The organism is Idiomarina tyrosinivorans (assembly GCF_003987475.1).
GTDB classification, from domain to species: Bacteria; Pseudomonadota; Gammaproteobacteria; order Enterobacterales; family Alteromonadaceae; genus Idiomarina; species Idiomarina tyrosinivorans.
Genome location: NZ_PIQH01000009.1, coordinates 26,524 through 40,129, shown reverse-complemented (window position 1 = coordinate 40,129; position 13,606 = coordinate 26,524). Strand labels below are relative to the sequence as shown.

The window sequence follows — 13,606 nt, the reverse complement described above, 5'->3', positions numbered from 1 at the left end:
ATCGGCAAGGAAACCCGTATGACAGTGCACTTTCGTAAGCTACTCGCTGGACTGTTTTTAGTCAGCGCAATCCCCGCAATAGCGCAAGACACAAACGCGTTAGAACAAGCCGCTATCAATATCCCTATTGAGAAAACGGTCACCACCGAACACCAAGTTGATATTCGTGGTGATAGCGTCGAATACACCGCAACCACAGGAACTCAGCCGGTGTGGGATGAACATGGGAATGCCATAGCGACATTGTTTTTCACCTACTACAAGCGTTCAGATGTTGACGATAACGCTAAGCGCCCTTTGGTGATTTCATTTAATGGTGGACCGGGTTCGGGGTCGCTATGGATGCACTTAGCCTACACGGGTCCGAAGACCTTAAAAATCAACGATGAGGGTTATCCGGTTCAGCCATTCGGTTATCAAGATAACCCCTACTCGCTATTAGACGTTGCCGACATCGTTTACGTGAACCCGGTAAATACCGGCTATTCTCGCGTTTTACCCGATAAAGACGGCAAATATCCGAGTAAAGAACAACAACAGAAGAAATTCTTTGGCGTCAATGCTGATATTAACTATCTGTCGGATTGGATTAATACCTTTGTAACCCGTTACCAGCGTTGGACCTCCCCCAAGTTTCTTATCGGCGAAAGCTATGGCACCACGCGTGTTTCAGGGTTAGCCAAGGCCATGCAACAGCGTCACTGGATGTTTTTTAACGGCGTCATTCTGGTCTCACCGACTGATCTCGGTATTCGTCGCGACGGTCCAGTAAAGCAAGCCAACCGTTTGCCCTATTTCGCCGCAACAGCTTGGTACCATAAACAGCTAGCTCCAGAGCTACAAAAACTGCCGCTACAGCAGCTTTTACAGCAAGTCGAACAATTTACTGTAGAACAGTACCTACCGGCGCTTGCGTTGGGCTCTGCACTGCCGCAACAACGCAAACAGCAGTTGATTGCAGAGGTCGCGAAATACTCTGGCCTCAGCGAACAAAGCGTTGCTGCTAACCATCTGCGTATTTCGCCCCAGTTTTTCTGGAAAGATCTACTCCGCGAGCAGGATCGCACAATTGGCCGATTGGATTCACGCTACCTCGGTATAGATGCCAAACGCAGCGGCGATTCACCCGATTACAATGCCGAACTCAGCGCCTGGGAACAAGCCTTTGCGCCAGCGATGAACGACTATGTGCGCCGCGAATTGCAGTTCTCGACAGATGTTAAATATCAAGTATTTGGCCCCGTTCATCCGTGGGACCGCAGCAACAATCATGTTGGTGAAAATCTGCGTTCGGCAATGGCTGAAAACCCTTACCTGCAGGTGATGATCCAATCAGGCTATTTTGACGGCGCAACAAATTACTTTGATGCCAAATACTCGTTGCGGCATATCGATCCCAGTGGTCAGTTAGACAACCGCTTGCAATTTCACGGTTATCAAAGTGGTCATATGATGTATTTACGCCGTGAAGACCTTCAGAAAGCCAATGAAGCATTACGTGAGTTTATTTTGCAAGCCATTCCAAAATCTGGACAAGCTGCTCAATACTCAATAAAAACTGGCCAATAGACTCTTGACAACAAGCGAGTAGGCACTTATTGTGACTGCTCAGTCAAGACATCTTGGCCTTTGATGAAACGTATTTAACCGACTTGGATATTGATTTTTATGCAACCAGCACGCCCATTAACAACCATGAATTGGTGGTGGCACTTCCCGAACCAGCGGGCGGTGTTGGCGTGTTTATAAATAACTAAACAGTCGAAGTCGCAAAGCCCGCTCCGTTTGAGCGGGCTTTTTTGTTTCTACTGCCCGCTCTGACCAGATAGCATTAGAGTGAGAAGGAACCATAAGGTGAACGCAGTAGAACAATCCAAACCCGAAGCCGAACAGCTAGGGCAAATAACCAGCCTGCAAATGGCAATACCGTACACCGCCGATCCATTGCAGCTGTTCGCAACCCTAGCCCAGCAAAGCAATGATTGCATGTTGTTAGAGTCGGCAGAAATCAACAGCAAAAAGCAGTTAAAAAGTCTACTTCTTGTCGATCCAGCACTAAAACTGATTTGCCAAGGCCACACCATCAGCGTACAAGCAATCACTACCAATGGTGAAGTGTTACTCGCTTGGTTAGCAACAGAACTACAAAACCGCTCAACCTTGTTCCAAGTTGAACAGCAATCGTCGAGCCTGCAGATAGAGGTGCTAACTCAAACCCCGACAACGACGTTACAAGATGAACAACAGCGGCTGCTGGCGCCAAGCAATTTAGAGCCTTTGCGGGCGCTCCAACAAGGTCTACAAAAAAGTAATGCAGCCGCCCAGCAACACCCGTTAGCGGTATTTCTTGGTGGCGTGTTTGCCTACGACCTACTGGCCACGTTTGAGCCGTTACAAGCTGTCCCCGACGGCGAAAACTCATGCCCGGACTACCAGTTCTACTTGGCCGAAACCTTGGTGGTGATCGATCACGAGCAACAGACAACCGAGTTATTAGGCAGTCTTTTCAGTGGGCCGCAGCTACAACAGCGGCGCCAGCAACTATTGGCGCGGTTAGGAACCCTCGCCGCTCACTGTCAATTGCGGAGCGACTATCAACCCGCTCCGCAATCAGTCTCAAACGACATTGACGCCGCACCCAGCGCAGAACAATATGCGGACATTGTTAGTGAGATGAAACGCCATATTCGCAACGGTGATATTTTTCAGGTGGTACCATCACGCCGGTTCAGCATCGCTTGTGCTGATAGCATTAGTGCTTATCGTTACCTCCGCCAGCAAAACCCATCGCCGTACATGTTCTTCTTACAAGCCAGTGAATTCCAGCTATTCGGTGCATCTCCCGAGTCAGCATTAAAATTTACCGCGGCCAACCGCCAAGTAGAACTCTATCCCATCGCCGGTACACGTCCACGCGGCAAAGACAAAAATGGCAACATTGATTTAGATCTTGATGGCCGTTTGGAGTTAGACCTGCGCCTCGACCAGAAAGAATTATCAGAGCATTTGATGCTGGTTGATTTATCGCGCAACGATTTAGCGCGGATTGCCGAACCTGGAACCCGCTATGTGGCGGACTTACTACAAGTAGACCGTTACTCGCATGTTATGCATTTGGTGTCTCGGGTGGTGGCGAAACTTGACGCAAAATTTGATGCGCTTCACGCCTATCGAGCCTGTATGAACATGGGTACCCTCATTGGCGCCCCCAAAGTCAGTGCCGCTAATTTAGTGCGGCAGGCAGAGAAACAACGCCGGGGCAGTTATGGCGGCGCCGTGGGTTACTTAACCGGAAATGGCGATATGGATACCTGCATTGTTATCCGTTCAGCCTTTGTACAGAACCAACGGGCAATTATTCAAGCCGGCGCAGGCATCGTCCACGACTCCATTGCTGCCAGCGAAATTGCCGAAACCGAAAACAAAGCGCAAGCCGTTATCAACGCGATTAAAAGCGCGAATCAGGAGTTAGCCCTATGACAAACTCAGCCTTTGACCGCATCGTTTTGCTAGATAACATCGACTCCTTTAGTTACAACTTGGTCGATGAGCTGCAACGGCTCGGCATACCACTAACCGTATACCGCAATAACGTCGATGCGGCGCTACTTTGCCAAGCGCTAGATGACTTCGATGGCAAGCAGTTGCTGGTGTTATCCCCTGGACCAGGCCACCCGCGCGATGCTGGCTGTTTGATGGCGGTCATCGAGCACTGTGCTGAACGTATCCCAATGCTTGGCATTTGCTTGGGCTTTCAAGCCCTCTGTCTACACAGTGGCGGAGCTGTCGAGCACTGTGGTGAAATCGTTCATGGCAAAGCTTCAACCATACAATGTCGCCCCCATCCCGTGTTCGATGACGTGGCTACCCAGCATCATCTGCGGGTTGCCCGCTACCACTCGTTAAGTGGTTACCAGTTACCCTCCAGCGTTAATGTGCTAGCCACCGTGCAAGGCCCAACCGATGCCATCCCAATGGCCGCTGAGTTTTATCATGGCTCGGCACTGGGCTTTCAGTTTCACCCAGAATCGCTTTTGACCACCACAGGCCCAGCGTTATTGCAAGCCAGTGTCAGTTACTTAGCACAAACCCGTCGCGTAGGAGCCAGTCATGCAGTTAGTTAAAGCACTCCTTAACCAACAACGATTATCACAAGCCGATAGCTATGCGCTGTTTAAGCGTTTGGTGCGCGGCGAACTTAATGACATTGAAATGACCGCCATTGTTGTCGCTATGGCAATGCGCGGTGAGACCTCCGAAGAACTTGCTGGTGCGGCTCAAGCCATCCGCTCGGCAGCAAAAATGATAACGCGACCTAACGCGTTAGTCTGCGATAGTTGCGGCACCGGCGGCGATGGCAGTAACAGCTTCAATATTTCTACTACTGCTGCGCTGGCCGCAGCCAGTATGGGCTTAACCATGGCCAAGCATGGCAACCGTAGTGTTTCATCTAAATCGGGTTCAGCCGATGTGTTAGAGCAACTCGGTATCGCCGTCGAAGTCGACCCTGAACAAGCTGCTAGCGCATTGGCGCAGCAACGTTTCTGTTTTCTGTTTGCACCGCATTACCATCCTGGCATTAAAAATGTCATGCCCGTGCGTCAAACCTTAAAGGCCCGCACCCTGTTCAATTTGATTGGGCCACTGGTAAATCCCGCAGCGCCTGATATCCAACTATTGGGGGTTTACCATCCTGACTGGTGCCGGCCAATGGCGGAAAGCCTGCGCCTGTTGGGCGTTAAACGGGCGATGGTGGTCCACGGTAGCGGCTTAGATGAACTTGCTCTGCACGGCCCAACACAAGTGGTAGAATTGCGCGACGGCGCGTTGCATGAGTACCAACTCAGTGCCGCAGATTTTGGCTTACAACAACAACCTGTGGCGGCACTAAAGGGCGGTGATGCGCGTTTTAACGCTACGATTACGCAAGCCATACTTGCCGGCCAAGGTAACACCGCTCAAACGCATGCGGTGGCGATGAATGTTGCCGCTTTATTGGTAATGGCAGGCAGAGCAGCAAACTTTAATGAGGCTACAGAAGCCGCTGTCAGTCATCTACAAAGTGGCGAGGCTAGCCGCTATTTAACCGCTATTCAATTGCCGAAGGTCAGCTAATGAGTAATATTTTAACCACCATTATTGAACACAAGCAGCAGCAAAACCTGCAGCAGGCTGAGCAGTACCCACTGGCAAGTTACCAACGCCAATTACAACCCAGTGAGCGCAGTTTATATGCCGCACTCAACAAGCCTGATGCGGGCTTTATTCTGGAGTGTAAAAAGGCTTCACCATCAAAAGGTCTGTTACGTAAAAACTTTGATCCAGTGGCGCTAGCTCGCAGTTTCCAACCGTATGCTGCCGCTATCAGTGTGTTAACCGAACCCGAATTCTTTCAAGGCTGTTATGAGTACCTCAGCGCAGTGAGCGCGGCGGTGAATATTCCAGTACTGTGCAAAGACTTTTTTGTTGAACCCGAGCAAGTTTATCGTGCACGCTTATTTGGCGCTGACGCTGTTTTGTTGATGTTATCGGTACTTTCTGATGAGCAATATCGTGCCCTTGCGACCGTTGCAGAGAGTCTGCAATTAGATGTTCTCACTGAAGTAGCGAACGAGGCTGAAATGCGCCGTGCCGCCGCCTTAGGGGCTAAAATTATTGGTATCAACCATCGCGACTTAACCGATCTTTCGATCAATCCAAGACGCAGTGCCGAACTGGCACCATTGGCGCCTAGCGATGCCTTATTAGTTGCTGAATCGGGATTTGATAACCATGCCGCGATCCGCCAAACCGCCCCTTACGTAGACGGTTTCCTGGTAGGCAGTGCGTTATCTGCGGCGAGCAATATCGAACAGGCCATCAAAGCCCTATTGTTCGGCAAACACAAAGTCTGCGGTATTACCCGAGAAGCCGACGCCATGGTGGCTGCGGCCGCTGGCGCGTACTATGCCGGACTGATTTTTGTCAGCCATTCATCACGCTGTGTTGATATTGAGCGCGCCAACGCGATTATTGCAGCCGCACCGCAACTGCACTGGGTTGGAGTTTTTGCTGACCAAGCCGTTGCCGAGGTTTGTCGGCACGCGCACAGTCTAGGCTTAGCAGCCATTCAGTTGCACGGTCATGAAGATATCGATTATGTCAGCGAACTGCGCAAACAACTGGCTCAAAAAGGTCTAGCGGGGGTTGAGATATGGAAGGCATTAGATGCCAGCGCAATCGATCGGCTGCCCGATCTGCGCGCAGATAAATACTTGTTAGACAATGGTCGTGGCGGCACTGGGCAAAGTTTTGACTGGGCGCAATTGCAACAGTTTGGCGATCCACAAGCGTTAATTCTAGCCGGTGGCATCGGTGCCGAGAACGTTACTCAGGCACTCAATACAGGGGTTAGCAGTGTCGATATGAACTCAGCATTAGAGTTTCGCCCTGGGCAAAAGCATGCAGCAAAAATACGTTTAGCGTTTCAACAGATTCGACAGTACGGCCGTGATAGTAAAGCCGTACCTTTGCAGGAGGTATCATGACATCCACATATTCAGCCTATTTCGGCGATTTTGGCGGGCAATTTGTGCCAGAAATTCTATTACCGGCACTGGACCAACTAGAACAAGCCTTTATTGAGGCGCAAAACGATGCCGACTTTCAGCGCCAGTTTCGGGCGTTACTGAAAGACTATCTGGGTCGCCCAACGCCATTATCGTTGTGCCAAAATTTGCCACTAGAGCGTGCTAATGGCTGTAAAATTTATCTTAAACGCGAAGACCTGCTGCACGGTGGCGCGCACAAAACCAATCAGGTGCTAGGTCAGGCGTTGTTAGCCAAGCGTATGGGAAAAACTCGCATTATTGCAGAAACAGGTGCCGGCCAGCACGGCACTGCAACCGCACTGGCGTGTGCCCTGCTCGATTTAGACTGCGTCATTTACATGGGTAAAAAAGACGTTGAACGGCAACAGCCGAATGTCTTTCGAATGGAGTTGATGGGCGCGAAAGTGGTGCCTGTCGACGCTGGAAGCGGTACCCTCAAAGATGCCGTAAACGAAGCGTTACGCGATTGGACGGCCAGTTACCAAAGCACGCATTATTTGCTTGGTACTGCCGCAGGCGCACATCCATTTCCGACGATCGTTCGTGAATTTCATCGAATGATTGGTGAAGAGGCTAAGCAGCAAATTATTGAGCAAGCAGGACGCCTTCCCGACGAAGTCATAGCCTGTGTTGGCGGTGGCTCTAATGCTATCGGAATGTTTGCCGACTTTATTGATGAAGATGGCGTTGAGCTTGTTGGTGTTGAACCTGCCGGCAAAGGCTTGAGTACCCACCAACATGGCGCCACGCTAGCAGCCGGTAAACCGGGCATCTTGCACGGTTGTATTTCTTATTTGATGCAAGACGACGAGGGGCAAATTGAGGAAAGTTATTCGATTTCTGCAGGCTTAGACTACCCAGGTGTCGGTCCTCAACATGCCCATTTGCAAAGCATTGGTCGTGCCCGTTATGAATCGGTGACGGACGCAGAAGCGCTAACCGCATTTCAATTACTTAGCCGTTACGAAGGAATCATTCCCGCATTGGAATCTGCTCACGCACTGGCGTATGCATTGCGTCGTGCCGCTGAGCCAGATGCCCCAGAAATTCTATTAGTCAATCTGTCCGGTCGCGGCGACAAAGATATTGAGCATGTCCGCAAAATTTTCGCAGCCCAACAGGAGTCAGCATGAGCCGTTATCAAGCCCGCTTCGCAAGCTTAGCTGAGCGACAGCAAGGCGCCTTTGTGCCTTTTGTTACACTAGGCGACCCGACACCACAAGCCAGTATTGCCCAGATAAAGGCGCTGATTGATGGCGGTGCAGACGCCTTGGAATTAGGCATGCCATTCAGTGATCCCGTTGCCGATGGCCCGGTCATTCAGCGTGCCAACATTCGCGCATTGGAGGCGGGTACCAAATTCCAAGACTGCTTGCAGATATTGCGTGAAATCCGCGCCTATGACGCCGATATCCCGATCGGCTTGCTCACCTACGCTAATTTGCTATTTGCTAAAGGTGTAGATAATAGCTATCAGCAACTGCGCGAGGCGGGGGTCGATTCCGTGTTACTGGCAGATACCCCCGTTCGCGAGGGAATCCGTTTTTCCGCTGCTGCCAAACGTCACGGCATCGCACCGATCTTTATCGCGCCCCCTGATGCATCAGACGCCCTGCAACAACAAATTGCCCAACACAGCGAGGGCTATATTTATTTGCTCAGTCGCGCTGGCGTTACCGGTACTGACGTTGCGATGCAAAGCCCGGCAACGCATTTGCTGCAACGCTTTAAGTCACTTCAGGCAGCACCCTGCCTACTCGGCTTTGGTATTTCCACTCCTGACCATGTCAGCGCTGCCATCGCCGCTGGAGCTGCGGGGGCTATTAGTGGTTCTGCAGTCGTTGCAATCATTGAGAAAAACCTCGAAAATGATCCGCAACGATTGGCGGCTTTGCAGCAATTTGTCGCCAAAATGAAAGCAGCAACCCTGAAGGAGTAAACTGTGGCGCTGATGTTGGAGTACTTGCCGTTAATCGCATTTTTTGTGGTTTACAAGGCCGCGGATATCTATTGGGCAACCGCAGTATTAATGGCCGCCACATTAGTGCAAATCATCGCGCTTAAATGGCTAAAAAGTCCTGTTACTGGACGCCACTGGGTCATACTTGGTGCAGTCATGGTATTCGGGGCGTTTACTCTAGTGTTACATGATGACTGGTTTGTAAAAATCAAAGTCAGCATCATTTACTTATTGATGGCGCTGGGTTTGGTTGGAACGCTTTGGTGGCGTAAGCAAAGCCCGCTGGAAAGTCTCTTTGGCAACGATATCAAAGTGGCGAAAAAAGACTGGCAAATTCTGACCTATGGCTGGGCCTTGTTTTTACTGGCAATTGCCGCCGTCAATTGGTATATCGCGGTCAATTGGAGTCAGTCTGCTTGGGTCAACTTTAAAGTATTTGGGGTTATTTCGTTGTTCTTACTGTTATCCATCGCCAGTGGTATTTTTCTTTACCAACGTGCGAAGCAACATGATCCAGAACAACTACAACAATAATAGGAGCCTCAACGATGTGGTTCGTCATATTTGCTGAAGACCATCCAGACTCGCTGTCTAAACGGCAACAAGCGCGCCCCGCGCATTTGGCGCGTTTAACAGCATTACAAGAGGATGGCCGATTATTAGTTGCCGGCCCTTGCCCAGCTATTGCAGAGGAAGATCCCGGCACGCTGGGCTTCACTGGCTCAGTGGTCATCGCTGAGTTTGATGATCTGCAGAGCGCACAACAGTGGGCCGAAGCCGATCCATACATCGACGCGGGTGTCTATCGGCAGGTGACCGTAAAACCGTTTCGCAAGGCGCTACCTTAGTAGCGCTTAGCGAGCGTTAATACAGGCTTGCAAAGCCTCTGTTAGCTGCGGATAGCGGAATCGATAACCTAACTGCTGCATGCGTTTTGGGTAAACTGCTTGCCCCTCTAACAACATGCTCGACATCTCCCCCAACATCAGTTGCAATACAAAGGCAGGTACCTTGAAGAGATGCGGGCGTCCTAGTACCTCCGCCAACGTCTCACTAAACACTTGGTTACTCACTGGTTCTGGGGCTGTAAGATTATATGCACCCTGGGCTTGGTCGTTGTCCAATAGCGTTTCTATCATCCCCACTTCATCGTCTAAGTGTACCCAAGACATCATCTGCTGACCGTTGCCCATGGGGCCACCCAATCCCATTTTGTAGGCCGGTAGCATTTTCTTAAGTGCCCCACCCTTCGGCGCCAACACTACGCCAGTACGAAGCGTGCAGATGCGGGTATGGTCGTTCTCGGCCGCAAACGCTAGCTGCTCCCATTCAGCACAAAGCTCATGGGCGAAATCATAGTGCGTGGTATGCTCCGCTTCAGTGACTTTTACATCACTCTGTTGAGGTCCATAATAGCCTATCGCGGAGCCACTCAAGAAAACATCAGGCGGGGCTTCCGCCTGCGCAATCATGGCTGCCAAACGGCGCGTTATCTGCCAACGACTTTGCTGCAATTTTTGCTTTTGTTTGGCACTCCAACGCTTATCCGCGATCGGCTCACCCTGCAAATTAATGACCGCCGCGAAGTCATTCAACGACGGCAACTCATCAATCGAACGAATCGCATGTACGTCATGTCCCAGCAAGCGGTAAGCTTTGGTCGGTGAGCGCGTGATCACAGTAATGTGATAACGGTGCTGCAAGCGGTTGATCAGGGCTCTACCAATTAACCCCGTGCCGCCAGTCATTAACAGTTTCATAGACTCCTCCGCCAGATAATCAGTGACCCAGGTAGTGGTGATTAAATCCTAGTGTAGTCAATCACACCCAATGCCGAATCAATTCCGCGGTATTTTTACGCAGCAACTGTTGGCACGATAGCCGCCCTAGCAGGGCAACAACAATCGCCCCCGCCAAAGGTCCAATTAACCAGAAGCGCCAATGCCAAATGGCGTCCATGCCAAACACTTGGGTTTGCAATAACGCTAACGAGAGATCCATCGCAATACTGGCAATCAACCCACTGATCGCGCCCATAATGAGGAACTCATAGCTGACACTGCGTCGCAACAACGTACCCGGTGCACCTAACGTACGCAGAATAACCAACTCTTTTTGGCGCTCTTCCATGCTTGCTTGCACCTGCGCAACCAGCACCAATGCACCTGCAATAATGACTAGCACCAGTACATAAATAATCGCCAGACTGACTTGCGCTACAACCTCTCGCAATTGAGCAACAATCGCGTCCAAGTCAATAAGCGAGACTTCTGGGTAGGGTTTTAACAACGAATACAATTCGTTTTTGCGCGCCGCAGGTAAATAAAAGCTGGTGATATAGCTGGTAGAAAAGTCAGCTAGCGTTTGCGGATTAAAGATCATATAGAAATTGGGTTGCAGTGAATTCCAGTCAGCATCTCGGATACTGGTTACTGGGACGCTGAATACCTCACCGCCAATATCGAATGTCAGTTGGTCGCCTAACGCAATTTTCAACCGCTCAGCAATGCGCGTTTCTACTGAAACTTGCGGGTTCGCATTTGGTTGCCACCAGGCACCATCAACCACCTCATTATTCGGTGGTAACGTTTCTCGCCAAGTTAGCGACAACTCGCGTCCAACACCTTCTCGGACTTCCTGTTGCGGCTGCTTTTCAGGTCCTTCTTTGCTGGCCTCATCAACCAAAACGATATCGTTTATATGCGTTAAACGTCCGGGCACAACGGGATAGAAGTCGGTTGTTTCAACATCCTGCTCGGCAAATCTTTGTTGCATATTTTGCACGTCATCTGCTGCAACGTTCACCGCAAAATAATTGGGGGCGTCCGCCGGAAGCTGTCGCTGCCAATCATTCAGTAACTCGTTACGTAACGCGATCACCAGTAATAGCAGCATGATTGCGGTAGCGAAGCTCAACATCTGTACGCTGTTGCTACTCGCTCGCCGCTGTAACCCAGCCATGGCCAAGCGCCAAGCACTGCCGGCTTGCATTCCCGCCTGCCGCGATAACCGAATAAAACCGCGGCTGATCAGTAATAAAATAGCTACCGCAACGCCTCCGCCGGCAAATAGCGCGGTGGACAACCACCATTGTTGGCTGTAGATCACCAATAAAAAATAAATCGTGCCGCCGCAGAATAGCCATTGCAACCACCGAGCCGTTAGACTGCTACTTAAATTGCGGCGTAAAACGCGCAATGGCGGAATGGTTAATAATCGTAACAATGGGTACAGGGTAAACATAACCGCACTCACAAACCCCGTGGTTGCTGCCAACGCATAAGGTTGCCAGCCTGCGTTCGGAAGGGTTTCACCGAGCTGCTGCGCAACGTAATGAATAACTGCAGCTTGAATCGCCCAGCCTAATAGCCAACCAATAGCGATACTGAGTAAGGTCAACATCAGTAAATGGAAAATGAAAATTTTCCGAATCGTGGACGTGCCCGCACCGAGCGTTTTGAGTATCGCCACTACGTCATAATTTCTCTGACAGTAGCGTTGCGCGGCTACAGCAACGGCAGTAGCCGCCAAAATCACACCCAACAAACTAGCCAACAACATAAATTGCTCGGCGCGACGGAGCGACCGCGCCAACGGTGAATCGCCATCTTCGACACTACGCCAGCGGTAAGTGTCACCGTTAAGTTTGGGCTTCAGCCACTGATAATAATCGGCTAGGTTTTGTTCGCTGCCGCTGAGCAGCAAGTTATAGCGGACGCGGCTTCCTGGTTGAATCAACCCCGTGGCAGCCAAATCGCTGCGGCGGATTAGCACATTCGGGCTGTCGGTAAACACCGAAAAGCCCACATCGGGTTCGTAACTGAGTACTTGGCTGATAATAAAGCTGGAGCGCCCTAACTCGATGCGATCGCCAATGGTTAATTGCAACGATTGCAGTAGCCGTGAATCCACCCAAGCATGACCTGTTTCTGGGAGTTTTGTGGTGGCTTGGCCTTCAGCAAAAGGTTGCTGCGCAATTTTCAGCTGACCGCGCAGTGGATACCCCTTGCTGACCGCCTTGATATCCACTAGTTGCAGTTGTTGCTTGGCATAAGCCATTGAGTTAAACATTACTTTCCAAGCCACACTAAGTTGCATGGATTGTGCTTTATCCAACCACTGCTGAGGGATCTCGCGGCGTGAACTTAGCACGCGGTCGGCGGCCAAAAACTCGCTACTGCGGTTCATCAACCCTTGCTGCAAGCGGTCACTGAACACCGATAATGACAGCACCGCGGTCACCGACAACACAATCGCCAGCGCCATCACTGTCAGCTCGCCGCGCTTTAATTCTTGGCGTAACAAGCGTAGAGAAATTCTCGCCCACATATCACTGCTCCTCGGTCAGCCGACCTGCAGCCATGGTTAACTTGCGTGAACAGCGTTGCGCAAGCTTGTTGTCGTGAGTCACGACTATCAATGTGGTGCCCTGTTGCTGGTTTAATTGAAACAATAATTGCTCAATCTTTTCCCCTGTCTTAGCGTCTAAATTGCCCGTTGGCTCATCGGCAAATAAGATCTTCGGCTTGCCAATAAACGCTCGCGCAATCGCTACTCGCTGCTGTTCACCTCCAGACAATTGATTGGGATAATGGTGAGCGCGCTCGCCTAAGCCGACGCTGTCGAGCATTTGCTTGGCTTGTTGCCGAGCTTCGCTATTTCCGGCTAACTCAGCAGGTAACATCACATTCTCTAGCGCAGTTAGACTGGGGACGAGCAAAAACGATTGAAAAATAAAGCCAATTTTGTCGGCACGAACCTTAGCTCGCTGTTCTTCGTCGAGTTGCTGTAAATCTTCACCGTCAATTTCAACGCGCCCTGCGCTCGCCAAGTCAAGTCCTGCAAGCAACGACAATAAGGTCGATTTACCCGACCCTGAAGCGCCAACAACGGCGACACTGTCGCCTGCGTTGATCTGTAAATCAATCGGGTGCAGTATTTGCAGTGGACCCTCGGAGGTTTCAACCCGTTTTTCTAATTGCGTTGTTTTAATGAGCATACTATGACAAAAACCCCTAAATTTTATGGCCTACACTGGCTTTTAGTAATCTTTCTT

General features: G+C 50.7%; 12 protein-coding genes and 1 other annotated feature. Of the genes, 9 read left to right on the top strand and 3 right to left on the bottom strand.

What is annotated here, in order from left to right:
• Positions 1-18 precede the first annotated feature (18 nt).
• From CWI84_RS09795 to CWI84_RS09755, 9 genes are all read left to right on the top strand, one after another.
• On the top strand, positions 19-1,569 hold the full coding sequence (locus CWI84_RS09795; RefSeq protein ID WP_126842414.1) for a S10 family peptidase: 1,551 nt from the start codon (positions 19-21) through the stop codon (positions 1,567-1,569).
• 126 nt (positions 1,570-1,695) lie between these two features.
• Positions 1,696-1,803 (top strand) — a sequence feature (Trp leader region).
• A 51-nt stretch (positions 1,804-1,854) separates the two neighbouring features.
• The gene (locus tag CWI84_RS09790; RefSeq protein WP_275540941.1) at positions 1,855-3,480 is read left to right on the top strand and encodes an anthranilate synthase component 1; all 1,626 of its coding nucleotides are present in this window, start codon (positions 1,855-1,857) and stop codon (positions 3,478-3,480) included.
• Positions 3,477-4,124 (top strand): glutamine amidotransferase-related protein, encoded by a 648-nt coding sequence (locus CWI84_RS09785; protein WP_126842413.1) that lies wholly within the window; start codon positions 3,477-3,479, stop codon positions 4,122-4,124. The genes CWI84_RS09790 and CWI84_RS09785 overlap by 4 nt, the downstream gene beginning before the upstream one ends.
• Complete coding sequence (trpD, locus tag CWI84_RS09780; protein WP_126842412.1) at positions 4,111-5,115, top strand: anthranilate phosphoribosyltransferase; 1,005 nt, start codon at positions 4,111-4,113, stop codon at positions 5,113-5,115. Before CWI84_RS09785 ends, trpD begins: the two co-directional genes overlap by 14 nt.
• A complete protein-coding gene (gene trpCF / locus CWI84_RS09775) occupies positions 5,115-6,527 on the top strand; it encodes a bifunctional indole-3-glycerol-phosphate synthase TrpC/phosphoribosylanthranilate isomerase TrpF (protein WP_126842411.1) in 1,413 nt (470 codons plus the stop codon). The genes trpD and trpCF overlap by 1 nt, the downstream gene beginning before the upstream one ends.
• Positions 6,524-7,723 carry a tryptophan synthase subunit beta gene (trpB, locus tag CWI84_RS09770; protein WP_126842410.1) on the top strand — a complete coding sequence of 400 codons (1,200 nt, stop codon included), beginning with the start codon at positions 6,524-6,526 and terminating at the stop codon, positions 7,721-7,723. Before trpCF ends, trpB begins: the two co-directional genes overlap by 4 nt.
• Complete coding sequence (gene trpA, locus CWI84_RS09765; protein WP_126842409.1) at positions 7,720-8,529, top strand: tryptophan synthase subunit alpha; 810 nt, start codon at positions 7,720-7,722, stop codon at positions 8,527-8,529. The genes trpB and trpA overlap by 4 nt, the downstream gene beginning before the upstream one ends.
• 3 nt (positions 8,530-8,532) lie before the next feature.
• Positions 8,533-9,084: an inner membrane-spanning protein YciB gene (locus CWI84_RS09760; protein WP_126842408.1), complete on the top strand. Its 552-nt coding sequence runs from the start codon at positions 8,533-8,535 to the stop codon at positions 9,082-9,084.
• A gap of 14 nt (positions 9,085-9,098) precedes the next feature.
• Positions 9,099-9,398, top strand: a complete 300-nt coding sequence (locus tag CWI84_RS09755; protein WP_126842407.1) for a YciI family protein — start codon at positions 9,099-9,101, stop codon at positions 9,396-9,398.
• 6 nt (positions 9,399-9,404) lie between these two features.
• Here CWI84_RS09755 and CWI84_RS09750 read toward each other — a convergent pair whose 3' ends face one another.
• The 3 genes from CWI84_RS09750 to CWI84_RS09740 form a co-directional block, all read right to left on the bottom strand.
• A complete protein-coding gene (locus CWI84_RS09750) occupies positions 9,405-10,310 on the bottom strand; it encodes a TIGR01777 family oxidoreductase (RefSeq protein ID WP_126842406.1) in 906 nt (301 codons plus the stop codon).
• A gap of 61 nt (positions 10,311-10,371) precedes the next feature.
• Positions 10,372-12,879 (bottom strand): ABC transporter permease, encoded by a 2,508-nt coding sequence (locus CWI84_RS09745; protein ID WP_126842405.1) that lies wholly within the window; start codon positions 12,877-12,879, stop codon positions 10,372-10,374.
• 1 nt (position 12,880) lies between these two features.
• Positions 12,881-13,549, bottom strand: a complete 669-nt coding sequence (locus CWI84_RS09740; RefSeq protein WP_126842404.1) for an ABC transporter ATP-binding protein — start codon at positions 13,547-13,549, stop codon at positions 12,881-12,883.
• Positions 13,550-13,606 lie beyond the last annotated feature (57 nt).